This window comes from Sphaerospermopsis sp. LEGE 08334 (assembly GCF_015207205.1).
Lineage (GTDB): Bacteria > Cyanobacteriota > Cyanobacteriia > Cyanobacteriales > Nostocaceae > Sphaerospermopsis.
Genome location: NZ_JADEXH010000015.1, coordinates 51,884 through 75,728 on the forward strand (window position 1 = coordinate 51,884; position 23,845 = coordinate 75,728).

At 39.1% G+C, this 23,845-nt stretch carries 22 protein-coding genes; 11 read left to right on the plus strand and 11 right to left on the minus strand.

The genetic code is table 11. From position 1 onward, the window contains the following. Window positions 1–97: 97 nt before the first annotated feature. A complete protein-coding gene (locus IQ237_RS10560) occupies window positions 98–241 on the plus strand; it encodes a DUF5320 domain-containing protein (protein ID WP_194054832.1) in 144 nt (47 codons plus the stop codon). Window positions 242–359: 118 nt separating this feature from the next. Next, window positions 360–638 (plus strand): CAP domain-containing protein, encoded by a 279-nt coding sequence (locus tag IQ237_RS10565; protein WP_194054833.1) that lies wholly within the window; start codon window positions 360–362, stop codon window positions 636–638. 410 nt (window positions 639–1,048) lie between these two features. Here the strand turns inward: IQ237_RS10565 and pheA are convergent, their stop codons facing one another. Then, the gene (pheA, locus tag IQ237_RS10570; protein ID WP_194054834.1) at window positions 1,049–1,918 is read right to left on the minus strand and encodes a prephenate dehydratase; all 870 of its coding nucleotides are present in this window, start codon (window positions 1,916–1,918) and stop codon (window positions 1,049–1,051) included. A 219-nt stretch (window positions 1,919–2,137) separates the two neighbouring features. Between pheA and IQ237_RS10575 the strand changes: the two genes are divergently transcribed. After that, on the plus strand, window positions 2,138–2,725 hold the full coding sequence (locus tag IQ237_RS10575; protein ID WP_194054835.1) for a DUF1997 domain-containing protein: 588 nt from the start codon (window positions 2,138–2,140) through the stop codon (window positions 2,723–2,725). Window positions 2,726–2,792: 67 nt separating this feature from the next. Here the strand turns inward: IQ237_RS10575 and IQ237_RS10580 are convergent, their stop codons facing one another. The 3 genes from IQ237_RS10580 to IQ237_RS10590 all read right to left on the minus strand — a co-directional run bounded on the left by IQ237_RS10580 (window position 2,793) and on the right by IQ237_RS10590 (window position 8,991). Next, complete coding sequence (locus IQ237_RS10580) at window positions 2,793–3,470, minus strand: ribonuclease HII (protein WP_194054836.1); 678 nt, start codon at window positions 3,468–3,470, stop codon at window positions 2,793–2,795. Window positions 3,471–3,478: 8 nt separating this feature from the next. Then, window positions 3,479–5,599, minus strand: coding sequence for an Rne/Rng family ribonuclease (locus IQ237_RS10585; protein WP_194054837.1), 2,121 nt, complete (start codon window positions 5,597–5,599; stop codon window positions 3,479–3,481). A 632-nt stretch (window positions 5,600–6,231) separates the two neighbouring features. Continuing rightward, the gene (locus tag IQ237_RS10590) at window positions 6,232–8,991 is read right to left on the minus strand and encodes a TIGR03936 family radical SAM-associated protein (RefSeq protein ID WP_194054838.1); all 2,760 of its coding nucleotides are present in this window, start codon (window positions 8,989–8,991) and stop codon (window positions 6,232–6,234) included. A gap of 576 nt (window positions 8,992–9,567) precedes the next feature. Here IQ237_RS10590 and IQ237_RS10595 point away from each other — a divergent pair. Then, window positions 9,568–9,765 carry a hypothetical protein gene (locus IQ237_RS10595; RefSeq protein ID WP_096570148.1) on the plus strand — a complete coding sequence of 66 codons (198 nt, stop codon included), beginning with the start codon at window positions 9,568–9,570 and terminating at the stop codon, window positions 9,763–9,765. A gap of 25 nt (window positions 9,766–9,790) precedes the next feature. Here IQ237_RS10595 and IQ237_RS10600 read toward each other — a convergent pair whose 3' ends face one another. Next, window positions 9,791–10,147 carry a hypothetical protein gene (locus IQ237_RS10600; RefSeq protein ID WP_194054840.1) on the minus strand — a complete coding sequence of 119 codons (357 nt, stop codon included), beginning with the start codon at window positions 10,145–10,147 and terminating at the stop codon, window positions 9,791–9,793. 248 nt (window positions 10,148–10,395) lie between these two features. On the opposite strand from IQ237_RS10600, the gene clpS reads away from it, so the two are divergent. The 3 genes from clpS to IQ237_RS10615 all read left to right on the plus strand — a co-directional run bounded on the left by clpS (window position 10,396) and on the right by IQ237_RS10615 (window position 11,888). Further along, window positions 10,396–10,677 (plus strand): ATP-dependent Clp protease adapter ClpS, encoded by a 282-nt coding sequence (gene clpS / locus IQ237_RS10605; protein ID WP_194054842.1) that lies wholly within the window; start codon window positions 10,396–10,398, stop codon window positions 10,675–10,677. Window positions 10,678–10,748: 71 nt separating this feature from the next. Further along, window positions 10,749–11,564: a CPBP family intramembrane glutamic endopeptidase gene (locus IQ237_RS10610; protein ID WP_194054844.1), complete on the plus strand. Its 816-nt coding sequence runs from the start codon at window positions 10,749–10,751 to the stop codon at window positions 11,562–11,564. 24 nt (window positions 11,565–11,588) lie between these two features. Next, entirely contained in the window at window positions 11,589–11,888 is a 300-nt protein-coding gene (locus tag IQ237_RS10615) for a hypothetical protein (RefSeq protein ID WP_194054847.1), read from the plus strand. A 56-nt stretch (window positions 11,889–11,944) separates the two neighbouring features. Here IQ237_RS10615 and IQ237_RS10620 read toward each other — a convergent pair whose 3' ends face one another. The 4 genes from IQ237_RS10620 to IQ237_RS10635 all read right to left on the minus strand — a co-directional run bounded on the left by IQ237_RS10620 (window position 11,945) and on the right by IQ237_RS10635 (window position 16,455). After that, the gene (locus tag IQ237_RS10620; RefSeq protein ID WP_194054849.1) at window positions 11,945–12,382 is read right to left on the minus strand and encodes a DUF6918 family protein; all 438 of its coding nucleotides are present in this window, start codon (window positions 12,380–12,382) and stop codon (window positions 11,945–11,947) included. Between the two features lie 272 nt (window positions 12,383–12,654). Then, a complete protein-coding gene (locus IQ237_RS10625; protein WP_194054851.1) occupies window positions 12,655–13,296 on the minus strand; it encodes a pentapeptide repeat-containing protein in 642 nt (213 codons plus the stop codon). A 24-nt stretch (window positions 13,297–13,320) separates the two neighbouring features. Then, entirely contained in the window at window positions 13,321–14,688 is a 1,368-nt protein-coding gene (locus tag IQ237_RS10630; protein WP_194054949.1) for a DICT sensory domain-containing protein, read from the minus strand. A gap of 171 nt (window positions 14,689–14,859) precedes the next feature. After that, window positions 14,860–16,455 carry a photosystem II high light acclimation radical SAM protein gene (locus IQ237_RS10635; protein WP_194054853.1) on the minus strand — a complete coding sequence of 532 codons (1,596 nt, stop codon included), beginning with the start codon at window positions 16,453–16,455 and terminating at the stop codon, window positions 14,860–14,862. Window positions 16,456–17,056: 601 nt separating this feature from the next. Here IQ237_RS10635 and IQ237_RS10640 point away from each other — a divergent pair. From IQ237_RS10640 to rppB, 4 genes are all read left to right on the plus strand, one after another. Continuing rightward, a complete protein-coding gene (locus IQ237_RS10640) occupies window positions 17,057–17,491 on the plus strand; it encodes a DUF1830 domain-containing protein (protein ID WP_194054855.1) in 435 nt (144 codons plus the stop codon). Window positions 17,492–18,158: 667 nt separating this feature from the next. Beyond that, a complete protein-coding gene (locus tag IQ237_RS10645) occupies window positions 18,159–18,620 on the plus strand; it encodes a DUF4079 domain-containing protein (protein ID WP_194054857.1) in 462 nt (153 codons plus the stop codon). A gap of 152 nt (window positions 18,621–18,772) precedes the next feature. Then, on the plus strand, window positions 18,773–19,474 hold the full coding sequence (rppA, locus tag IQ237_RS10650) for a two-component system response regulator RppA (RefSeq protein WP_194054870.1): 702 nt from the start codon (window positions 18,773–18,775) through the stop codon (window positions 19,472–19,474). A gap of 95 nt (window positions 19,475–19,569) precedes the next feature. Then, the gene (rppB, locus tag IQ237_RS10655; RefSeq protein WP_228019994.1) at window positions 19,570–20,988 is read left to right on the plus strand and encodes a two-component system sensor histidine kinase RppB; all 1,419 of its coding nucleotides are present in this window, start codon (window positions 19,570–19,572) and stop codon (window positions 20,986–20,988) included. On the opposite strand, the gene IQ237_RS10660 is transcribed toward rppB, so the two are convergent. Both IQ237_RS10660 and IQ237_RS10665 read right to left on the minus strand, forming a co-directional pair. Next, entirely contained in the window at window positions 20,948–22,252 is a 1,305-nt protein-coding gene (locus IQ237_RS10660) for a hypothetical protein (RefSeq protein WP_194054872.1), read from the minus strand. The two genes, rppB and IQ237_RS10660, sit on opposite strands and share 41 nt — an antisense overlap. A gap of 44 nt (window positions 22,253–22,296) precedes the next feature. Further along, a complete protein-coding gene (locus IQ237_RS10665; protein WP_194054874.1) occupies window positions 22,297–23,397 on the minus strand; it encodes a cysteine synthase family protein in 1,101 nt (366 codons plus the stop codon). Between the last annotated feature and the right edge of the window lie 448 nt (window positions 23,398–23,845).

Here is a 23,845-nt window from a genome sequence, read left to right on the forward strand (position 1 = left end):
AATTCCTAATTACTACGGATAAGATGAGGACTAAAGTCCTAACTACTATGTTGGATTTATTTTCCAGCCCGGTAGAACTAATTCACATAAAGTTAGAATGCAAAAAATTATTAAAGAAACAGAATTACTGGAAACACAAAAAAAAATCGCCGAGGGACAACTTCAGTTAATCCAGAAACAAATCAATGAAGCAGAATTAAGACTACAAAAATTGCAAGATTCAGCATCACCCAAAGAGTAAATTAAATTTGGATATGTATGATGTTCTATTTTGTGTTTCAAAAGCAAATTTTTTATTTAAGCATTTATTGATTTTCAACAAGGACATAATTCTATGTTACAAACTCAATTTTTAGCTTTTGCAACTTCTTTACTCACTCTCCAAGGACAAGTATCAATTTCAACCTTGGGATAGGGTTAGGAGTGTGGGTTATTCTTACTCAACTGTAGCTGAAAATATTGCAGCAGGAAGCAGAACCCCATCTCAAGTATTTCAACAATGGATGAATAGTCCTGGACATCGTGCAAATATGCTGAATCCTGATGTGTCAGAAGTTGGAGTCGGTTTTGTTCTCAATGCCCCTAGAACATCCTATAGTCATTATTGGGTATTGGTTTTAGCTAAACCAAATAGATAAAACACAGGTAATAAAAGTATATTAAATAACAAAGTAGAGGCTTTATATAATGTCTCTACTTTAATTGTTTGTTTAATTATTCGGAGTGTGTTGATTTTATCTGTTGATACAGTTACAACCAGAATCAAAGCTCAAAGCTGTCATAGGTAGACGAAAATTCTCTAGTAGTAGATGATATTAATAGAATAGGACTTACGCATTGACAGGATCAACCAAATATGAGGTATGGGTCTCAGGCTTTTTAACATGATTTTTTGATGATTTTTGAGCGATAGCGAAGCGCTGCTGCAAGCAGTTCGCTATTGATCGGAAGTTAATCGCCAAAAGCCTGAAACGACGAATTTTCGTTCATGCACATGATGGTGAATTTGTACAGTGCGTAAGTCCTAAATTATTAGCAGAAGATGATATTAATCGGTAACTGTCAAGACACTATAACTACCAAAAATTTTTAGCACTTCCGTAAAACTGTTTAATTCTGCTAAAGCTGAAGTCATTAATGGTGAACTGACTGCCGCCTCTGCATCAATGAAAAATAAATATTCTCCCAAGGAACGCTTAGTAGGACGAGATTCAATCCGACTGAGATTGATTCCTAGGTGAGCAAATACTTCTAAAGCTTTAACTAATGCACCAGGAAGATTTGCAGGTACACTAAAAGCTAAGGATGTGTGAGTAGGGTTAAAACCATTATTTCCCGTACTTTCTTTAGCCACTACCCAAAAGCGTGTACAGTTTTCGGGATAGTCGTTAATTCCACTAGCAATAATAGGTAAATTATAAAGTTGGGCGGCTCTCTGAGAAGAAATTGCTGCTGTTTCCGGTGCTTGCGGTAGTCCTTGTAGTGCTTCAGTAGTAGAATTTCTGGCTATTAAATTGGCATTGGGCAGAAATTTGGCCAACCAACTTTGACATTGTGCTAATGCTTGGGGATGGGAATAAACTGTTTTAATATTTTCTAATTGATTAGTACAGGAAATTAAAGCATGATTGATAGGTAAAACCAAAGCCAGTTTTATTCGCAATCTGTCTAACTGCCACAGGCTATCCATTGTCATGCTGACACTGCCTTCTATGGAATTTTCCACAGGTACGACAGCTATATCAGCTTGTTCTGTAGCTATCGCTTGTAATGATTTGGCAATGGTAGGATAAGGTGATAAGGTAGCTTCTATCTCTTGATTGCTTTTTAGCCAGTTGAGATAAAAAGAAGCAGCTTGTTCTGAGTAAGTTCCAGGAGGTCCTAAATATGCGATCGCCAGATGTTTACATTTATTCATGACAATTTTAGATTTTAGATTTTAGATTTGTACTTAGATTACAGAAAGTAAGGAAAAAATTTTTCTTCTCTGTATCCTGATTCCTGTACGGGTTTAGCAGTGCTAAACCCCTACTTTCTGCCTTCTTTTAAGTGATTATGAATAAATTTATTGATTTTATGCAAACCAATATAGTTTATTAAAAAATATTACAATAAAAAATATTGCTTTAATCTACTCATGGCTACCAAGTTTACTGCCTCTCAATCGGTCGAAATTCTTGTCCCCAAGCAACCTATCCCTATTCAGCACTACTTGCGTCAGCCTCAACGTCTAGTTAGAACCTTAGCTGACAATAGTAGGATTCAGCAGTTATCTGAGGAAGTGTTTCGCTTAAAAATGCGTCCTCTGGCTTTTATGTCCTTAAGTATTCAACCTACTGTAGATATGAGAGTTTGGACGGATGCCCACGGAACAATTTATTTACGTTCTGTAGGGTGTGAAATCAGAGGTTTTGAGTATATTAACCAGCGTTTTGCTCTCAATTTAAAAGGGTATTTATCACCTTACCACAATGGTAATGACACAAGGCTACAAGGAAAAGCCGATCTAGAAGTGTTGGTAGATATTCCTCATCCATTTTCCCTGACTCCCAAGTCGATTTTGGAAACCACAGGGAATGGTTTACTTAAAAGCGTTTTGTTGACCATTAAACAAAGATTATTGCATCACCTCCTCGCTGATTATCGCCATTGGGTAATATCACAAACACAAACAAAAGAAATTGCTAGTGATAATACAGAAATGGGATTGTTAAATTTTGAATGATTGGTAATGGGTAATGGGTAATTGGTAATGGGTAATTGGTAAAAACTTCTTCACTGTCACCCGTTCCCTATTCCCTATTCCCTGATAATTGACATGGACGAAAAGAGAGACGATGTAAGGGTGATGGACCGTATTTTTGCAAAGCCAGCAAATGTCGCGGGCTGCCATAACCCTTATTGTTTTCTATGTCATACATAGGATACTTAGATGCTAAACGCAGCACCAGATCATCACGCCAAACTTTAGCCATAATACTAGCAGCTGCAATGTTGAGCGATCGCCCATCTCCATTGACAATAGTTTGTTGCGGTATATTCAAATCCTTTACCATCTGATTGCCATCAACCAGGCAAAGCTCAGGCTGTACCTTTAGCTTCAGTACAGCCCGCTTCATTGCTAACAGTGTTGCTTGCAAAATATTGATCTTGTCAATTTCCGCAGTAGCAGCATAACCAATTTTCCAGTCCAAAGCAAGCCCAGCAATTTCCTGTGCTAACTGATTTCTGCGAGAACTAGACAACTTTTTACTGTCGTTAATTTTCAAAGCCATCAGTTGTGGCAAAGCTGCTGGCGGTAATATCACTGCGGCCGCAACTACAGGACCAAATAACGTACCACGCCCCACTTCATCCACACCAGCAACCAACCCATGAATATCTAAACCGATGGAAAACTCCCACCAACTTGATTCGCCCAAAGGTGTAGTTGACGAAACAGATGCAGGTGTTGGCTGTGTCTCTACCATAAAAGCGGTTAACTGTCCTCCAGTGCGGAAGAACGACGGCGACGACGGCGATTAGAAATAGAAGTGCTATTGATTATTTCCTCATCATCTGTCAAAGAGTCAAATCCCGTGGATCTAGAATCTTCCAAAGGCGGCTCAATTCTGGATTTGGGCAAGGATGGTTCTTCTACCTCAACTTTTGGTGTTGGCATTTTGACTCTGGTAAATTCAGATGTAGTTGTTTCGGGAAATGTTGATTCTGAGGTAGATTCCGTTGTGCTATTTGGTGTTTGTCCAGGTTGAACAATGTTAAAAATCACAGATTTGGGATTTTTCACCTCTGACTCTAACTTCACAGCCGGGGAAATGCCCATTTCAGCATACATCTTTTGTTCCTGGTCTGTCATTTCCACGGAAACAATCTGGGGCGGTTCTACAACTGGTTTAACCGGCTCTATCTTCACTTTGGTGCGCTCTGGTCTTTCCCAACCACCTTTACCAAGAGAAGGGGTTCGCATAGCTTCTCTTTCCCGGAGAGGATCTGAGAGAAGAGAGGGAATTTCTGATGTGGGGGTTAGCTCATTGTCACTATCCAAGTCTAAATCTAAATCATTGCCAAATCCCAATGAATTACCAGGCCTGACTTCATCTTTGCCATTAGTGCCATTGATACCGATGCGACTGCGACGGGTGCGGGTACGACGTTTGTTGTCACCCAATTCTTGATAACTGGGATGGTTGATCAAATGGCCAACCTCAGAATCACTTTCAAAACCCTCGCTAAAGCCATCATAAATGTCCCTAGTTTCCCTGGTTTCTGGGATGCGTGCAGATGGTGTTCTCACTTCCCTTTGGGGTATCGGTGTCAACCGCTCTGGGATATCTGCTGCGGGGATAGGCATCCGGTTTTCTATTTCCCCTGGTAAGCGTACAGTATGTCCTAAACCGCCACAGGTGGGGCAAGTTTCGCCAAACAATTCATAAATATTTTGACCTTGGCGTTTGCGGGTAAGTTCTACTAAACCTAACTCGGTTAGTTGGGCAATTTGCGGACGAGCTTTGTCTGCTTTAAGGGTTTTATTAAAGTGTTCTAAAACTTGCAGTTGGTCGCGTCGTGATTCCATATCAATGAAATCAACTACAATTACACCAGCAATATTCCTGAGTCTGAGTTGACGGGCAATTTCTGTCGCAGCTTCGCAGTTAGTCCATAGTACGGTTTCTCTAGCTGTGGCGGAACGGGTGAAAGAACCAGAGTTAACGTCAATTACTGTTAATGCTTCTGTGGGTTCAATAATAATGTAACCACCAGAAGGTAAATCTACTCTTGGGCGCAAAGCTTCCCGAATCGCTGCATTGATGCGGAAATATTCTAAAATTGGTGATCTATCACGATGATGGTCAATTAAAACACCTTGTGGTGTTTGCCCTCCACTCCAGTTTTGTAAATATTGCTTGACTCTTCGTAACCCAGTGCTGGAATCCACTACAATGCGATTCACATCCGCACCGTACATATCCCTTAACACCCGTTGGATAAAGTCATCATCCCGATTGAGTAAAGCAGGGGCGCGGGTAGACTGGGCTTCTTGCTGAATAACTTCCCATTGCCTTTGTAACAATTCTAAGTCTTCTATAATTGCTTCTTCTGGTTTGCCTTCAGCTTCTGTTCTTACCAGTACACCCATCCCAGCAGGTTTAATTAAAATTGCTAGGGCGCGGAGGCGGTTCCGTTCACTTTCACTTTTAATCCGCCGGGATAGGTTTACACCTCTACCATAGGGCATTAAGACTACATAACGTCCTGGTAGGGTGATGTTACCTGTGAGCCTTGGTCCTTTTGTTCCTGTTGGCTCTTTCATTACTTGCACCAATACTTTCTGCTGTGGTGTCAGCAGTTCAGTAATGGCTGCGGAACTCCGTTTGATTTTTAACGGTCCTAAATCTGTGACGTGAATAAAACCGTTACGTTCTGGATCACCGATGTTGACAAAAGCTGCGTCTATCCCAGGTAATACATTTTCTACCACGCCTAAGTATATATCACCAATTTGATGATGACCAGTGGCAACAACGAGTTCTTGTATTTGATCTTCCGAAAATACGGCAGCAATTTGATGCTGCTCTGCGATAATAATTTGTTTTGGCATTCAAGTTCCTCAAAAATTGGCAGCACCAATGGGGATTACAAGGAGCTTATTTTATACCTCTACCCCCCTACTGGTAGCCCTACAAGGCGCTACTGGTAATAAAAATTTCTTTCTCTGACATTGCTTCCCTAAATTGGAAGCCGATAATAAGACTGTAATTGCGTTTACACGCCTGATTATTCCAGTTTCAATCCAAAATCACTGTTAATAGCGATTTTCACGTTAAGAACTGATTCACTAAGTAGCTATAGCGAGTGTATTTTAACCTGCCTTAGTTGTTTCGGATACGATCCTGAAAACTACACTCTCATTATTTTTGCTTGCACTCCGATCCTGAGAGTCTCTAATAATCACAGTTAATCTTATGATTATCTGTCTCATTCTTCCTTCCCAGAATCCCCGCAGATGCTAAATTAATTGCGGCTTTTAAGTCACTATCAAGTAGCATCTGACACTTTTTTCAAAGATTACAAGACTCTGTTAAAAACCCTGATGCTCAGGGTAGTGAATCAGATCATTCAACGCAGCGCCAGAAAATTTCTCTTCACTTTATTCTAGCGCAACCTTGCTAAAAATCAATTCCTATGAATATGCTTATTCCGGGTAACTACTAGCAAGTTACCCTTGAGGAATTATGTTTCTAAAACTAGCCGATTGCGGTGGATATGCAAGAGATGAAATTCTGCACCAGCCACTATTTCTAGTATAGACAATATTTGCTCAGGACGCAAGTTCACACCGTCATGACGACAGCTACCCAAATAATGCAAGATAGCTTGAGACTCGGTTGGAGATGGGTTCACCTGCACTAAATCTATTTCAAACAAGCGATCGCGTAGATTTATGCTCTGCTGTTTACCTGATTTAGTTGTATGTTCTGACAAAATCTCATCTTTATCTAGTATAGCTGCCATCCAATCTTGCCATTTGTCAACTTCCACATTTCCGGGTGTAGAAATAGTGAGCAAATATTCCGCTGCTTGCATAGCTTGGTTTGCTGCGGGTGCTTTCAAATCTATCTCTTCTACTCTGTAGATGGGGATATCTGACGGTAGTTGACTTACCAGTTGGGTGCGAAAATCTTCCACATCCATTGGTTGAGTTAATTCAAAATCAACTATTTCCCCACTGCTGGTACTTCCCAAGGATAAAGCACTAGCTAAAGCAATACGGGGATGGGGATGAAACCCACCAGTAAAGGCGACTGGTAAACCTGCCCTTCGCATCACTCTATCAAACAGGCGCATTAAATCCAAGTGACTGACCAAGGCCATATCACCTTGTTTGCCAAAGCAAACCCTTAAACGTTGCGCTTTGGTGGTGTTGGGAACAAAATCACCGGCAAATTGAGGAATTGCAGGTGGTTTTATAACTATATTATGACCGAAATCAGTGCCACAGACACCACAATGGGAACAACCTTCAAAAGAGCAGTCAGGAACAACAGCAGCTTCTAGAGCGCATTTTAAGTCCTCTTGCAGCCACTTTTTATCAATCCCTGTATCAATATGATCCCAAGGTAAGGGAAGATCGAGAGGTGAAGAAGGTGACAGGTGAGCCAGCGCGGTCTTGGGGGTTTCCCCCATAAGCGACTGGCGAACCCCGAAGGGGTGACAGGTGACAGGTGACAGTTTTTCTTGTTCTTCGTTACCTGAAGAAAACAGATTCCATTCCCCATTCTCCACTTTACGGTATTTCCAATCTAGACCAGCTTCGGAAATTGCTTCTCCCCAAGCCTTGAAAGCCGTTTCTACACTGTCATACCAAGAGTCCATTCCTGCACCGAGTCGCCAAGCACGAAGGAGGACTTTTCCTAAAGAGCGATCGCCCCTGCCTATAAAGTCTTCCATTGCAGAAAGGCGAATATCCGTAAAATTCACCTTTACATTACGAATACGCCGAAATTCTTGTCTTAATAAATCTTGCTTGCGGGCAAACTCAGCAGTAGAAACGGAATGCCATTGAAACGGTGTGTGGGGTTTGGGTGTAAAATTGGAAATTGTCAAGTTAAAATTGATCGGTCTTCTCCCTTGACCCCGACATTCTCGCTGTAACCATCTGACTGTTTCCGCTATTCCCAAAACGTCCGCGTCTGTTTCTCCAGGCAAACCAATCATAAAATACAGCTTGATTTTATCCCAACCTTGTTCCCAAGCTGTTTTTACTCCTCGTAATAATTCCTCGTTGGTTAAACCTTTATTAACAATATCGCGCATCCGTTGAGTACCGGCTTCAGGCGCAAAAGTCAAACTGCCTTGTCTTGTACCACCTAAAATATTAGCGATATTCTCATCAAATCTATCGACTCGTTGAGAAGGTAAGGACAAGGTAATATTTTCATTCTTTAAACGGTTTTTGATTTCCATCCCCACTGCGGGTAAGGATAGATAATCAGAACAACTCAAAGATAGCAGGGAAAATTCATTGTAACCAGTTTCCCGCATTCCCTTTTCTATGGCTTCTACCACTTTTTCCGGTTCTACATCTCTTGCAGGACGGGTTAACATTCCTGGTTGGCAAAACCGACAACCACGGGTACAACCCCTTCTAATTTCTATGGTTAGGCGATCGTGTACTGTTTCCACATAAGGAACTAAACCAATAGAATAAGCGGGAATAGGTGTAGCAACTCGTCTGAGGATACGTTCTGGAACATCTGGACGCAAAGGTTTAACCGCGCCATTTTCGCCCATTTCATAAAATTGTGGCACGTAAACACCGGGAATCTGTGCCAAGTCTAATAATAATTGCTCCCGACTTAAACCGGCGGCTTTTCCTTCAGCGATCACTAAACCAATTTCTGGCAATAGTTCCTCACCATCACCCAAAGCAATAAAATCAAAAAAATCCGCGTAAGGTTCAGGGTTAGATGTGGCAGTTTGTCCCCCTGCAAAAATTAATGGATATTGGTGACTGGTGACTGGTGACTGGGAAGAAGAACCTTCTGAACTCCTGACTTCTGACTCCTGACTCCTGACTCCTGAACTCCTTTCTTTCCAAGTCAGGGGTATTCCTGCTAAATCTAACATTTCCAGGATGTTGGTTGCCCCTAGTTCATAACTGAGGCTAAAACCCAGAATATCAAACTCTGTCAATGCCCGTTTTGACTCTACTGCAAACAAGGGTGTTTGGGTGCTGCGAAGTTTCGCGCCTAAGTCTGGTGCTGGCAGATAAGCGCGATCGCACAACTGATTTGGTTGGGCATTCAAAATGTTATACAAAATGATATGCCCCAAATTAGAAGCACCAACTTCATAAACTTCTGGGTAGGTTAACACCCAACGTACAGTTGCCGCATCCCAAGGTTTATGTACTGCTAAACGCTCATTACCCAGGTAACGGGCAGGTTTTAAAATATCCGATGTTATTAATTGCTCTACTAAAACAGCCACTTTGCTATCTTTTAGCTAACTTAAATTACGACTCATCTCTTTCAACTTAGCATTTATTCCGTCTTTCAGGTCAATAGTTCACAGTAAATTAGAACTGTGTTCAGTAGATCAACATAATTAAACGTAAAATAGTTTAGGCTGGACATGAGGCAAAGGGTATGTGCAGGAAAAAATCACCCATGCGTCACGTCCTATTACCGATCTGAATTAATCATTTATCTGTATAATTCTTACTCCTGACTCCTTGATCTCCTGGCTCCTGAATCCTGAATCCTTTATTAAATCTTTATTGCTTTGTGACTTTTGTTTAAAGATTGTTATAACTACAAGGCAAAATGTATATATAAATACATTTTTTTTCTTTGGGTTAAAAAACAATCTACATAGACAGCCAAAATGCAGATTAATCTTCTGTCGTCATGATACTAAACCTGGGAATAGCTATAACTCTGTGGATTTAAGTCAAAATTACCGTTTGCTCGTGATCTAGATCACTAATTTATAGATAGCTAGATCACTTTTTATACCGATACCAATCTTGGATAATGGGTAACAATTAAAGGTGAGTGATTTTTTATGAACACACAATATGCCATTCGTCAACTGGTAGAGAAAGCGTTGCACATCAAAAAATTAACGCCAGAAATCGAAAATGAAATTAACTCAGAACTGACTCAATTAGGTTATATATCTGACGTGGACTACGAAGCTCTAGAATTGTTAATGGCAGAGATGGACGCTGGACGAGTGCAGTTAGTTCCACGCTGGGGCTAGTAACTGTTAGTTTTTCTGAATAAATTCACAATTCTTGAGCATCTTGGCACGCTTGCCAAAGCTGGTGGATAAACTGATTTAGTTGCTGTTGGGCAACCGTATCTGTGTCAGCTTTTGGTTCTTTGGGTAAAAGTTGACTCAGTAGACTAATCACTTCTGTATCTAAAGCAGTCCGAAATAAATTGACAGGCCATAACAAGTCAGACGCATCTCGCAGATCAGTTATCAGGGGTAGTTCGTGGGTGAAGTTAGCTAGTAGTAAAGGACGTACCCAGCACAAATTACGTTCAGTCACAACTTGAATGACTTCAGCATAAAGATTTCTGTTACCATAATCTAAAGACACTATTTGTCCTGGTTGAAAGTTGAAGCTAATATCCATAGCAGCAGCAGAAGCAAGGATTTAGTAGTATTGTTCTTAATTTTAAAAGTAACACTGGTGTAGTATTATGATTATGCTCAGAAATTTCTAGTTTTAACCATTAGTAATGACTATCCAGTCGGGTGTTTCTGGGTGGCATCAACACGAAAATGTTATAAAATAGTTATAAGATGTAAATAAAAAACTGTTAAGCTAATGTTTAACAGAAATAATATTGTAGTAAATTAACGATCAAAGAGCAAAGAGCAGTGTCAGTAGAAACTATTCAAAAGCCTTCCACAACTCGCAAGCTCGCGCCTCGGTATCGCGTTCTGCTCCATAATGACGATTTCAACTCTATGGAGTATGTAGTTCAAGTTCTCATGACTACCGTACCGAGCATTACTCAGCCTCAAGCTGTTAGCATCATGATGGAAGCCCATCACAATGGGTTAGCTCTAGTTATTACCTGTGCTTTAGAACACGCTGAATTTTATTGTGAAACTTTGAAAAATCATGGTTTGAGCAGTACCATTGAACCAGATGAATAGTTATTGGTCATTAGTTATTGGTCATTAGTTAATTAGTAGTATATTGTTGACTAATGATATTTGACTAATTAATGAAAAAAATTAATCTATCTCAAATTTCCCAAAGTCCCGCCCCTGTTAGGGTGGGTTGTTTTATCTTGTGTTTATTGGTTTTATGGTTGCCTTTTGCAGTACCTATCTATTTAATTTTAGAAGATTCTAATTTAGAAAGTATCTTGACAATGGTGATATTATATGCAGAATTTATTTTTCTGCTCAAGTTATGGGGTAAACGAGTTTATCAAAAACCGGAAATATTAAGTGATTATGGTTTGGAATTTTCTCGCCTCAATGGTGTAGATTTTGTACAGGGTTTAAGTATTGGATTAATTAGTATTTTAATAGTATTTAGTTTACAAGGTTTGTTAGGTTGGTTGGTATGGCAACAACCGAAAGTTTTTTTATTGAAAATAATTTTAGAAGGTTTATTAGTAGGTTTCGGTGTTGGTTTTGCAGAAGAATTATTATTTCGGGGTTGGTTATTGGATGAGTTAGAGCGAGATTACAATTTAAATTTAGCAGCGTGGACAAATGCAATTTTATTTGCTGTGGCACATTTTATTAAACCATTAGAAGCGATCATTCATACTTTACCACAATTTCCGGCTTTAGTATTATTAGGGTTAACGCAAGTATGGGGAAAGCTTGGTAAAAGAGGGCGTTTAGGTTTACCGATTGGTTTACATGGTGGTTTGGTTTGGGGTTATTATATTATTAACGTGGGAGAATTAACGAAATATTCGGGAGTTGTTCCTGACTGGGTGACTGGTGTAAATAATAATCCTTTACAGGGAATAATGGGGGTATTATTTATGGGTGGACTAGCTTTGTGGATGAGGAAGAATTGATAATTGATAGTTGATAATTTAATAATGATTAAATATTTTGTGATGCTGCTGGTTTTCATTTTTGCTTGTTCTTTTTCTTTTACATCTCCCGCTTTAGCAACAGTATGTAGGAATTATCAAGGGCAAGAAATTTGTATTTTAAGTATTAAACGCAGTGCTAAAAAATATTGGGAATATCGAGCATCTGTAAGTATTAATGGTAAAAAAACACCGATGGAAGTTTATAACTGTCGGGGTAAATTTAAGGTAAATAAAGATGGGAATGTAACTCAATTTAAGGGAAATAGTCCTGGTGAAATGATTTGTAGTTTTTTTAATAAATGATAGCGTATTTTCTTAATAAATGTGGGGGCAGATGCCTACCCCACAATAGTTGTAGCTTAGTTTTTAGTGTATTTATCAATAACTTGAGCTAAACCAGGTACAGCTTCTTCCACGTGCTTTTTAACTGAACTGCGAAGTTTATTATAGACACCTTTGATAGTAGAGTTACTGCTTTTCTGAATCCGAATATCAGTAATACTCAGTAATAAATCTGCTGTACGAGAACGATTTTGACTAAGATATCCGACAGCATCACCTGTATTTAAACCTTCTTCCCAGATAGGTTCTAGTGTAGCGAAAGATTCTGGTAAAAGACGCTCGATTGCTCCAGCACAATATTTGGGACTAATTCCTTTAATAGCTGCATATCCAGCTTTGATGGCCATCCCAGAAACACCACCTATGGAAGAAACTTGAGTATCTAATAAATTTGTCAAATCAGCTACTAGTGTCTGTCTTTTATTATCATCAGCAAGACCATCAATCAGCGCCATTGTTATGTTCCTTAGTATCAATGTGTTGAGTTTATATTTCAGGTAGTTTATCTCGTAATTAGGAAACTAGGGACTGATTTATTATTTATTTTGTGCCGTAAAAATTCGCCAAATAATAAATAAAGTAAATCCTAAATAGGCAAATACTGTGAGCCATTCTTGAAGGCGACTAAATGAATCATTCATAATATATAAGAAAATATCTTTTTTGGCTAGTCATTGGTGAGTTAGAGTTGAAGTTTACTTGAAATTAAATTCCTTGGCAAATAAAATTATTCAGGAAGAATTTCTAGGATTGTACCCACTAAACAAGTCTGATCTAAATTTACACCGATTAAATTTGCAGCTTCTAATTCTGCACAAAGTAAATTTGCCCCGGTTAAATTTGCCCCTGCTAAGTTAGCTCCCCGTAAATCGGCTTCTTCCAGATTGGCTTGACTTAATGTTGCCCCTTGCAAATCAGCGCGACTCAAATCTGCACCTTTGAGATTTGCACCTGTGAGGTTTGCACCACGTAAGTCAGCACTGCGTAAGTCAACACCTTGTAAGTTTACACTCATCAAATTAGCACCACTTAAAAAAGCACCGACTAAGGAAGCATCATTAAGTGTAGCACCCATTAAGTTAGCACCACGCAAGTTGCTGCCTCGCAAATCGGCGCTGGTTAAGTCTGCTTGCATTAAGTTAGCTCCCATTAAGTTAGCCCGTAAATCAGTTTCTAGCAAGCTTGCACCCATTAAATTTGCACCTTCAAAATGTGCGCCTTCGAGTTGAGAACCTGTAAAGTTAGTACCAACGAGGGTGGAACCGGCTAAGTTAATGCGGCTTAAATCGAGTTGGGACAGATCCTCGTCTTCTAAGTCTGCTCCGGGAAGGTGTTTAATTTTTCCTAATCTAATGGTTTCTATGTTCATGGGTGAATTTTTAATTTTTAATTTTTAATTTTTAATTTTTAATTCTTGACTGTTCCAGCGAGAATCAAGTAACCACATACTGCTGCTGAATTTGGGTGTCATAATGGGTAAGTCCAGTCCCTGTTGTAAACCCATAACTAACAAAGTGAGGGTATCTATTAGTTTAGGGTCAAAACGGGTAGATTGTTGTTGTCGGCATTGCTCCAATGCCTGAGTAAAGATATTTTTGTCACTTTGGGCTGAGTATTTTTGCTGACTAACTCGCCATTGAAAGTCTGCTGCTATGGCTAATATTCTTGATTCTAAAGAAATTTCTTCACCTGTTAAACCTGCTGGTTCTCCTGTGCCATTCCACCATTCGGTTTGATGGGTAATAATTTGGGCGATCGCTCTGAGTTGGGGCATGGTGCGTAATACTTGCGCTCCTGGAACTAAGGGACAAATTGGTCCGGCTACTTGTTCTGTGGGCTTTTTGGGGGATGTGAGGATGCTTTCGGTTTGTTGCAGTGGATCGATTCGGTGTAGTAACCCAGCTAGACGTAATCTTTTAATTTGCCATGCGGGTAGGTCTAGTAATTGTCCCATGATTTCGGCGATCGCAGCTACTTCGGCGGCTGCCATGGGATTTTGAATATCTGCTATGTCTATTAATTGTGCCATCCGCAAAAATGCCTGGACTTCGTTAGAAACCAGGTTGGAACTCAAAGTGTTTTGGCGTGTGGCTGTGGGATAGGATAAAGTATTTTCACCACTTTTTAGGTAGTCAATAACCAGGGAAACGACTTTACCAATCTCCTCTGGTGAAGCTATTTCTGCCTTGATTGCTTGTTTATGCTGGGTCAGTTTTTGGGCTAGTTCTGGGTTGTATTTTTCGATGTGAGCGATCGCTATCTCGGCGGCTTTCAGAACTACATCCGGCTCAAATGTCCACATTCCATAGAATTTGCGCTCTAAATCTGACCCCGGTAGTCCTGTAACTCCATAATCTTCATCTGATAATTCTTGACAAATTACCATTGATGTGTATTGTGGAGACAGAATCATCAAGTGCCATTCTTGGGATACTGGATCAGATGTTTGTAGTGGTACTAAATCTACATTTGCTAGTTGACTGGTGGGATGTTCAGCAAAACCGGCATCACTGGTAGCCATAATTGCAATTTCCCGGCTGCACTTGGCAATATCTGCATATCTTTGGGCTTCTTGCAGATACCATTTGCCTCTTTGAAAGCAGGTAATTACTATTGGTTGATCTTCTTTACTTAAAATATGGTCTTCTAAAGCATGACATAAAGCCACTAAGGTATTTTTATAATACACGCCAAAGCGAATAGGTCTAGTGCTATGACGATAGGCTGTTTCTAATTGTTGGAGAATTGAACCTTGTAACATGGAATTTTGGTGATTGGGGATTGGTGATTGGTGACTGGGGATTGGTGACTGGGGATTGGTGACTGGTAGTTGGTAAGAATAAACTCTTGCCTTTTGCCTCTTGCCTTTTGCCTTCTTACTGTCACCTGTCACCTGTCACCTGTCACCTCTCACCTGTCACCTTATACACACTCAGTTTACACTAGCCAATTGTTTCTCGGTTTTTTCCACAATTGGGGCTGTAAGTGCTGTTTCCAACTCAGCGCAACCTAATCTTGCTTCTAAGATTTTCATTACTTCCCTACCGAAGTCGTTGGGGTTTTGTTGCCAAGCTTGTAAACAGACTTCTCCGAAAAATGATCCTAATGGTTCTGGATTCCAAAGTAGTTTTTTGGCAGTCCAGGGCATTAGACTCATAGGATTATACCCTGGTTTGAGGATACCTTCTTTAAAAGCATATTCTTCCAGGTGGGTATGGGGTTGCAGTCCAATGAAGAAGATAGCAGGTTCAACTTTATCCGCGCCAAAAATCCGTTCTAGTTCTCGATGATACGCAATGGTTTGGCGGATGGTTTCGGGACGCTCATCAATGACGTTAAATGAGTAATTGACGGAAACCATATCATTAAAACCTGCTGCTTTCAAGTCACGGCAGTTTTGCAGTACAGTCCGCAGGTTGTAACCCATCCGCATTTTCCGTACCAGTTCTTGAGAACCGCTAGTAATGCCGATTTCAAAATAATTCATCCCGGTTTTGGCCATCAACTCACACAGTTCTGGTGTTAAGTTGTCTGCTCTAATATAGGCCGCCCAGTTAATATCTGTCATGCCAGAATCAACAATTTTTTGCAATAGTTCTATGGCATCATCAATATATCTGCGGGCGGGGATAAATTGAGCATCGGTAAACCAGAAGTTACGGACACCGCGATTATATAATTGGCGGATCTCGGCTACGACTTCATCGGCGGGATTAATGCGTACCTGCTTACCTTCAACTACGGTGTACACACAATAACAGCAGTTATGGGGACAACCGCGCTTGGTTTGTACGCCGATATAGAAATCTTTATCTTGCAGGTAGTAGTTAATTTCTGGCCAGATGGTTTCTATGTAGTCGTAGTTACAAGCTGTTTTTTCTAGGGGTGTGGGTTGTTCATGGATCAGGCGTTGACGGGGTTGGTTTTCACCCACTACATAACAACGTTCATCCCGAAATTCTTGGCCACTGAGGTATTTTGTGAGTAGGGTTTCCCCTTCACCTACGGAAATTATTGTTCCTGAAGGTAGGCTTTTTCCTAACTGTTCATAAAATACGCTGACTGCACCACCACCAACCACTGCACGGGCTTGGTTATGATATCTTTGGGCGCGTTTTAGCCCGCGTTTGATTAAGCCCAAGTTGCGCCATAGTTCGACATAGTAAGCGATGAAGATCCGTAAACCGCCTAATGCACCCCTGAGTTTAATCAAGGGGTTTTTAGCATAGTAAAATTCAAAGGCGTTTTGTAGGGGGTTGCCTCCACGGCCTCCTACTGGTGCATAGATTTGAATATCTCGCCAAGAAAAGACTAGAAGTGTGGGTTTAAATTCGTCAATACACCGATCTAGGGCGCTGCTGTAGTCAAGGGGTGGAACTGTACCTAAATCAAAAATTCGCTGTTCGATGTTGGGAAACTGCTTGTGGACGTGATCACTCAGGTAAACAACCCCAATGGGAAAGATGGGGTTACAAGGAAGGCGAACGTAAAGGATTCGATTTTCCATCATAGTTGTTTCGACTGCCATCTTGCCAATTTGTAGGGGAAAACTAGGGAAATATCTGGTCTGAACCTGTGGGTTTGTGGTGTTAATCTTAATTTACCAATATTTTGCTTGACATTTGAGCCAGTTTTTGATATTGGCAAATTTACTTTCAGGAAGAGTGAGAAAAGGTAAAATTGCTGGGCATCAAAATTATTGATGGTGAGCAATAGATAAAGTTTATGAAGAAAATTTCATATATCTTTACCATAACATTGAGTTTATTAATTCAGCGATGATTTTCGCTTGTAAATTAGCAGATGTAAATCAGCAGATAGATAAAATTGAAAAACCAACTTCTCAACAAGCCAGGGGGATTGTAGCCTTGTCTGACAAGCTTTGAGGGTTGTTAAGTTCACAGATGGGGAACAGCAAAACTGAAGAAATTGAGTTGAAAATGTATAATAATGCAAAAATTAAGATATATTCGTAGGTTTTTTCTAAGAAACATGACTTTGGCATGACTTTGGATAGAAATAATGCAGAAAATTTCAGTTGGTAGTCGCAGTTACAGCAAATGGGGATCATCCGATGTTAGTTTTGGTTGTGTAATGTAAAATTGTGGCGTAAAAGCTCCTCAGCAGTTATGGCTCAAATATTAGATTCTCTACCACCGGAGCAATCGGGGAAAATTCTCTGCTGCTACGTCAATGCTACAAGTAAAATACAGGTGGCGCGTATTTCCAATGTTGCTAACTGGTACTTTGAAAGGGTTGTGTTTCCTGGACAAAGGCTAGTTTTTGAAGCGCCGAAAAAAGCGCAAATGGAAATTCATACAGGAATGATGGCGAGTGCGATTTTGTCGGATACCATACCGTGCGATCGCTTGGCACTCAGTGAACCTAGTAGTGATGAGAGTGATCAAGACTCAGATCCAGGAATAGAAGTTGCAAACACCAATGCGATGGTGTCGGAAATGAATACAAAAATTGAAGATACCACAAAACCTTTACAAAATACCACAGTCTCCATGAAAACCTACCAGTCACAACATGAGTTTTTACTGAATCTGGGAGTGTGACATCTGAGCTTGTCCTAAGTTGACAATTTCATAGACAAAACTATACTTATATTGACAAAAATCAATATATTTTCCGGAAAAAATCAACTACTTGATATATAATACGGTGATATCAAGTATTGAATTGAGACTATTGCCGACGCGAAAACCAAGCAATGATGGTGGTAGTCTTTTTCAGAAACTTAATTGGAACACAATCGCGTTGGGCTACAGCGTGAAGGTCTACAGAGGGATAACCGCTCCCATGCTCCCGTTGAAGTAGAAAGTAAAGTCTAGCTTTGTCTAGGTTTTATATAGCAGAAGGTTAGTTAATGTCAAAAGTTTTAAAAATCCCTGGATTAATATCCTTTGATTAAAAAAAAGCACGTTTATTAAATTTGAGGGTTGCTGAACTCAGCAGCCTTTTTTATTTTATTGGAGAATTGGGAATAAGTTAAGAATTTTACCGTCAGCTTTCAAGGCTAAAATACAAACAATGATCACAAATGCACAGAGTGTACACTTCCTCATCAATCTGTGGTATTTTATATTTAGGAGGCAGGATTTATTTATTTTGGATTTTGGATTTTGGATTGTTTGTGTCAACTCCAATCTAATGAAAATTTATTACCCATCTCCATATCTTCCTGTTCCCTGTTTCTTGTTTTTTGACTTTTAATTTTTTACTATGAACTTACCTTCTTTTTTATGGTTGTGGAAAATAGCAGCTTGGTCTATGGGTTTAGCAATTCTCGCTTATGTTATTTTAGCAATGTCTGGTTTTTGGTTATGGCAAGTTAGAAATACTGGACGTTCTCCCATTGGTGTGGTTTTACCCAGGGTGAATAATATAGTCAAAAACTTTCATTTTGTTATTGGCTTCACTATGGTAAGTTTGGTATTATTATTGTTATTTATTGGTATTGTGGGGACTTTAGGACATTTTGGTTCTTTGGGTCATTCTTCACATTTATTCGCGGGTTTATCTGTGGTAATTTTGGTTTTAATTTCTGCTTTTAGTGCAACTCAAATTAGTACAGGTCAATTTTGGGCTAGACCTTTACATATTACTTTGAATATGATTCTTTTCTTGGGTTTTGCTTGGGTTTCTTTGACTGGTTGGAGTGTTGTACAAAAGTATTTACTATGACCATAAAAAATTATGCTAGGCTTGATATGATTGAACCGCGAAGGACGCAAAGGACGCAAAGGTAAGAGTTTTACAGAGAGTTTTTCGGAAGGCTATGTTTATTTTATATTCTTTTGGTTTTCAGGATTTTTAATTTTTAGCTTTTAATTTATATGCGATTAATATTAGTTGAAGATGAAAAAGATTTAGGTAGTAGTATTCATCATGCTCTGACTCAGCGTGATTATATTGTAGATTGGGTAGAAGATGGTGTTACTGCTTGGGAATATTTGAATACTGTACCCCAAAGATATGAAATTGCTATTTTAGATTGGATGTTACCTAAGTTATCAGGTTTGGAAATTTGCCAAAAGTTGAGACGACAAAAAAATCCTTTACCTGTGATGATTTTAACTGCTAGAGATAGTATGATTGATCGGGTTACTGGTTTGGATGCGGGTGCTGATGATTATTTGGTTAAACCTTTTGGGATGGAGGAGTTATTAGCAAGGGTAAGAGCTTTACAAAGAAGGATTCCTAATTTTCAACCTCCACAGTTACAAATGGGTGATTTAGTGTTAGATTATGGGAATTTTTCGGTGGTGAATTTATCTGCTAAAGGTTGTTTATCTGTTGTTCTCACTGCTAAGGAATTTCAACTTTTAGAATATTTGATGCAGCATTATCAACAAGTTTTAACTCATGATCAAATCCGCGCTCGACTTTGGGATTTTGCAAGTGATAATGTTAGTAATGTTGTTGCTGCTCAAGTAAGGTTGTTAAGACGTAAGTTGTCTGAATGTGGTTTTCCTGATGTTATTGAAACTATCCGGGGTTTTGGTTATCGGTTTTCTGTTTTGGGAAGTGGAAAATAATTATTTTCTAAGGAGTCAGGAATCAGAATATTTTTTTATCCACAAGTAATGATTTTAAAATTATCATTTATTTCTTTTTTTTAATGAACCACGTTATGCGAAGCATTTCCCGAAGGGTAGACACGAAGAACACGAAGAGAGGAAAGAAAGAAGAGAGGAAGAGGGGTAAGATCCCAAGTGGGATTTTTCATAATTCTCTTTTTCATTATTCTCGTTTTAAGTTAGCTATTACTTATGCAGGGGTAATGGGTGCGACTTTATTAATATGTGGTTATTTTGCTCATGTGGTTATGGTTAAAGCTTTTACTCGCACTATTGATCGTGAGTTGGAGGTTTTTGGAAGAATTTTTGAAGATAAGTTACAACCACGGTTAAAAAGTCCTGGTGTTTTACCTATTAATATTAGAAATTCTTTACCGGAAATTTGTTTTAAAAAACAATCTTGTCCTATTTTAAAATCTGAATCTGCGGTGATGAGTCTTTTGTTGGATGGTCATTATGTGAGATTTTTAAATTTAAAGGGTGAATCTATTGCTGCTTTTTATAATTCTCCTGATCAGTTTCCTGATAATCTTGCTCTCAATTATTCCTATGATATCAGAAATCTTCAGGGTGAGTTATATCATTTACATTTAATGCCTTTATTTATTAATGATCATCAATTATGGGGTTATTTACAAGTGGGAAGATCGGTTCAACGTTTAAATCATTATATGAATGGTTTACATTTGTTGTTAATTTTTGGTGTTCCTTTTTCTATGTTTATTATTGGGGGTGCGAGTTGGTGGTTAGCTGGTTTCGCTATGCAACCTATTGAAAAATCATATCAACAATTACAACAATTTACGGGTGATGCTGCTCATGAGTTACTTACTCCTATTGCTTCTCTACAAACTATTCTAGATACTAATTCTATCACTCAGGAAACTAAACAAGCTCTACAACGACAGGTGAAAAGATTAAGTTCTTTAACTCAAGATTTGTTATTATTATCTAGGTTGGAAAATGGTTTACAAGCAGGAAAATTAAGCTTAAATTTACAGCACATTTGTTTAAATGATGTGGTTGCAGATGTAGAGGAGGAGTTGTTACCTTTAGCGATGAAAGCAGATGTTTTATTATCTAGTCATATTCCTAAAAATTCTGATTTTTATATTCAAGGTAATGAAGGTCAAATTTATCGTTTATTATTAAATTTGGTTAGTAATGGAATTAAATATACTCCTGTTGGTGGGGAGGTAAAAATTAATCTTTTAGCTAATAATAATTATACTATTATTAATGTGATAGATACAGGAATTGGTATTCCTGCTGCGGATATTCCTCATATTTTTGATCGCTTTTATCGTGTTAATGCTGATCGTTCTCGAAATACTGGGGGTTCGGGTTTGGGTTTAGCTATTGCTTTGGCCATTACCCAAACTCATAAAGGTAAATTAGAAGTAGAAAGTCGGGTTGATCATGGTTCTACTTTTACGCTGTCTTTACCACTCGTTTCCACAGTAAACAAGTAATTTCTACTATCATTGATGTGATCATAGCTATAGCTGCGGCTATTGCTCCATTCATTCCTTTATTAATAGCTAAACTGGCTATTATTAATAAAGTTCCTGTTGCTAACCATGTGGATAGATTAACATGACCTGTGCGATTTTCACTGACTAAAAAGCCTTGTGTAGCATTTTGCAAAGCTACAAATAATGGCACAATGGCACATATTAAAAGTACAGGTTTAATGCTATTTGCAAGGGTAAGATCATTACCGATAAAAGTTTGAACTATGCGATCGCCTATGGGTGTTATACTCATCAATAATAATAATGTGGAACAAACTGCACCGACGCTAATAGCAAATGTTAAAAGTTGGCGATCGCTTACTTGATGGCGATATTTAATCACCATTTGTTGTACCATGCGAGTAGAATTAGCAATTACTAATACTAAACCCCACGCAGCAGACCAAGCAGCAATAGCAATTGTAGCATCTTGAGCGCGAGCAAGAATACTAATTAATATCGCTCTCCCTCCCCAAACTACCATCATTGTATTTGCGAGGGGGAAGTAAAATTTCCATACCTGTGCTAAGTTCTGGGGTAAACCAGGTTTGGTTTCTATTTCCGGGGGTATGGTTGCTCCACTGCGATAAGCAAAAAATGTTACAGCCATCGCTTCCACTATCACCCCACTGATCAGAGCTATTCCCGCTAAAATACCCCCAGATATTTGTATAAAAAAACCACTTGCTAAAACTAAAGCCAATGTTAAAAGCCTGAAAATACTAGCTATAGCTAACGCACGGGGTTTACCGTGGTAAATTAATAAACCTTGGAAATAACGCCGCCATGCGATCGCAAACGGCCAACCACAAGCTATTAATAATACTTGACTGACTGTAGCTAACATTGCCAAAGGAATACCTAACAAACTCACACCAACAGAATTAAATATGACAGGTATTCCCAACAAACCTAATAAAAAAGTTAATCCTACACCTGCAAACAAAGTAAAACGCCATAATGCTGCCCTCGATTTTTGTGATACAGCTAAAGCATTAGCAGCGTGTAGGATCATAATAATAGGACTTTCAAAAAATATTGCCAAAGACTTAGCTGCACCTACAGCCGCTATATTTACCTGAGCATCAGGAAGATAAGCTAAAGTAGTAGTCATCATCGGATCACCACAGGCCATAGTCACATCACTCAGGGATAAAGGCAAAAATTCCCGCCATAAAGTCCCTAAACTTATATTTTTAGATGTATATTCTTCTAACTTCATCTTTTACTCTTTGCGTCTTTGCGTCTTTGCGTGAGAAAAAATATTTAACTTTTAAAACTAACCTGCGATTTAACAAGATCCAAAGGTACAGAATAAAGCTGAGAAATAGCTGTTACCAGATCGTCACTTTGTAAAATGTGAATATTTTGTGCAGTTAACCAATCAGTATTGTAAACTGTTTCTAGATAGCGATCGCCCCGATCAGGATTTAGCAACAACATAGTTTGCGGTTGAGAAAATCTTTGGGTATTAGCTAAAGCTGCGGCCACAATCGCCCCTGTAGAAGCGCCTAAAAGCATACCCTCATACTTAGCTAAAGCATGACAGACAGAAAAAGCCAAAGCATCATTGACGCTATAAGCAGCGTCTAACACCTGGGGGTCAAAATTGGGGGGAACGAAGGATAAACCCAGTCCAGTCATCTTATAGGGGTGTCTGGGAGTACCAAAAATAGCCGATCCAGCCACATCAACACCAATAATTCTGGTTTGGGGATAATATGTTTTAAAGTAGCGACTAATACCCCCTAATTGACCGGCTGTACTCACACCTATAACTATAGCATCAGGCGCACCTCCAAAAGCGTCAACAATTTCCCGCGCTGTCCAAATTTCATGGGCATCAGTATTAATAGGGTTTTTATGTTGACAAGGATACCAAGCACTAAGTATATTTGCGGCTAATTCCTGTGCTTTGGTCATTCTCGCTACCTGCATTGAACCTTGATCATCGGCAGCATTTAAAGGTACTTCAACGAGTTCTGCACCATAAGCAGTAAGCATTCGCCGCATAGTTATAGGTGTTTTTGCATCAATAACAATCATCACCCGATAACCTTTAGTTGCACCGACAATAGCTAAACCAATACCAAAGTTACCAGAACTAGATTCAACAATTGTACCACCAGGACGCAGTAAACCTTGTTTTTCTGCTTCTTGAACCAGGTAAGCGGCGTTTTTTTCTTTAATACTTCCACCTGGATTACAAGATTCTAGTTTTAAATATAGATGATGATGTTGACAATGGGGATGGATTTTATTTAACCGCACAATGGGAACTTTACCCAATGCTTCGGTCACGTTTGCAGACAGCAAGGATGATGTTAAACTATTTTTTATGTTTGGGTTTTGAGAGTATGTAAGCATTTCAGGAGCTAAATACTGTTCATCTCTCAATATGTCAACCTTAGATGAAATGAAGATGAAATTTATAATTGATAATTGACAATTGATAATTGATAATGGGTAAGGGGTGATTTAATAAAAAACTGATGAAATTCTGAACTTCCCAAAAACCGAACTTCTGAAAATCTGAACTTCCGAAAATCCCAACTTCTGAAAACCAAACTTCCCAAAAACCGAACTTCCTAAAAATCGCAACTTCCTAAAAACTGCAACTTCCCAAAAACCGAACTTCCTAAAAACCGCACTTCCCAAAAACCGAACTTCCTAAAAATCGCAACTTCCTAAAAACTGCAACTTCAAAAAACCGAACTTCTGAAAATCTGAACTTCTGAAAAATTGCAACTTCCGAAAAATCGCAACTTCCGAAAATCCCAACTTCTGAAAAATCGCAACTTCCGAAAATCCCAAC

Excerpts from the sequence above, each read along its gene's own strand:
- IQ237_RS10630 (WP_194054949.1), bottom strand. The coding sequence starts at position 14,688 with ATGTTACAAGGTTCAATTCTCCAACAATTAGAAACAGCCTATCGTCAT.
- IQ237_RS10600 (WP_194054840.1), bottom strand. The coding sequence starts at position 10,147 with ATGGATATTAGCTTCAACTTTCAACCAGGACAAATAGTGTCTTTAGAT.
- IQ237_RS10580 (WP_194054836.1), bottom strand. The coding sequence starts at position 3,470 with ATGGTAGAGACACAGCCAACACCTGCATCTGTTTCGTCAACTACACCT.
- IQ237_RS10615 (WP_194054847.1), top strand. The coding sequence starts at position 11,589 with ATGATTAAATATTTTGTGATGCTGCTGGTTTTCATTTTTGCTTGTTCT.
- IQ237_RS10645 (WP_194054857.1), top strand. The coding sequence starts at position 18,159 with ATGAACTTACCTTCTTTTTTATGGTTGTGGAAAATAGCAGCTTGGTCT.
- IQ237_RS10660 (WP_194054872.1), bottom strand. The coding sequence starts at position 22,252 with ATGAAGTTAGAAGAATATACATCTAAAAATATAAGTTTAGGGACTTTA.
- IQ237_RS10560 (WP_194054832.1), top strand. The coding sequence starts at position 98 with ATGCAAAAAATTATTAAAGAAACAGAATTACTGGAAACACAAAAAAAA.
- IQ237_RS10625 (WP_194054851.1), bottom strand. The coding sequence starts at position 13,296 with ATGAACATAGAAACCATTAGATTAGGAAAAATTAAACACCTTCCCGGA.
- rppB (WP_228019994.1), top strand. The coding sequence starts at position 19,570 with ATGCGAAGCATTTCCCGAAGGGTAGACACGAAGAACACGAAGAGAGGA.
- IQ237_RS10665 (WP_194054874.1), bottom strand. The coding sequence starts at position 23,397 with ATGCTTACATACTCTCAAAACCCAAACATAAAAAATAGTTTAACATCA.
- rppA (WP_194054870.1), top strand. The coding sequence starts at position 18,773 with ATGCGATTAATATTAGTTGAAGATGAAAAAGATTTAGGTAGTAGTATT.
- IQ237_RS10610 (WP_194054844.1), top strand. The coding sequence starts at position 10,749 with ATGAAAAAAATTAATCTATCTCAAATTTCCCAAAGTCCCGCCCCTGTT.
- IQ237_RS10635 (WP_194054853.1), bottom strand. The coding sequence starts at position 16,455 with ATGGCAGTCGAAACAACTATGATGGAAAATCGAATCCTTTACGTTCGC.
- IQ237_RS10620 (WP_194054849.1), bottom strand. The coding sequence starts at position 12,382 with ATGGCGCTGATTGATGGTCTTGCTGATGATAATAAAAGACAGACACTA.
- IQ237_RS10640 (WP_194054855.1), top strand. The coding sequence starts at position 17,057 with ATGGCTCAAATATTAGATTCTCTACCACCGGAGCAATCGGGGAAAATT.
- IQ237_RS10575 (WP_194054835.1), top strand. The coding sequence starts at position 2,138 with ATGGCTACCAAGTTTACTGCCTCTCAATCGGTCGAAATTCTTGTCCCC.
- IQ237_RS10585 (WP_194054837.1), bottom strand. The coding sequence starts at position 5,599 with ATGCCAAAACAAATTATTATCGCAGAGCAGCATCAAATTGCTGCCGTA.
- pheA (WP_194054834.1), bottom strand. The coding sequence starts at position 1,918 with ATGAATAAATGTAAACATCTGGCGATCGCATATTTAGGACCTCCTGGA.
- IQ237_RS10595 (WP_096570148.1), top strand. The coding sequence starts at position 9,568 with ATGAACACACAATATGCCATTCGTCAACTGGTAGAGAAAGCGTTGCAC.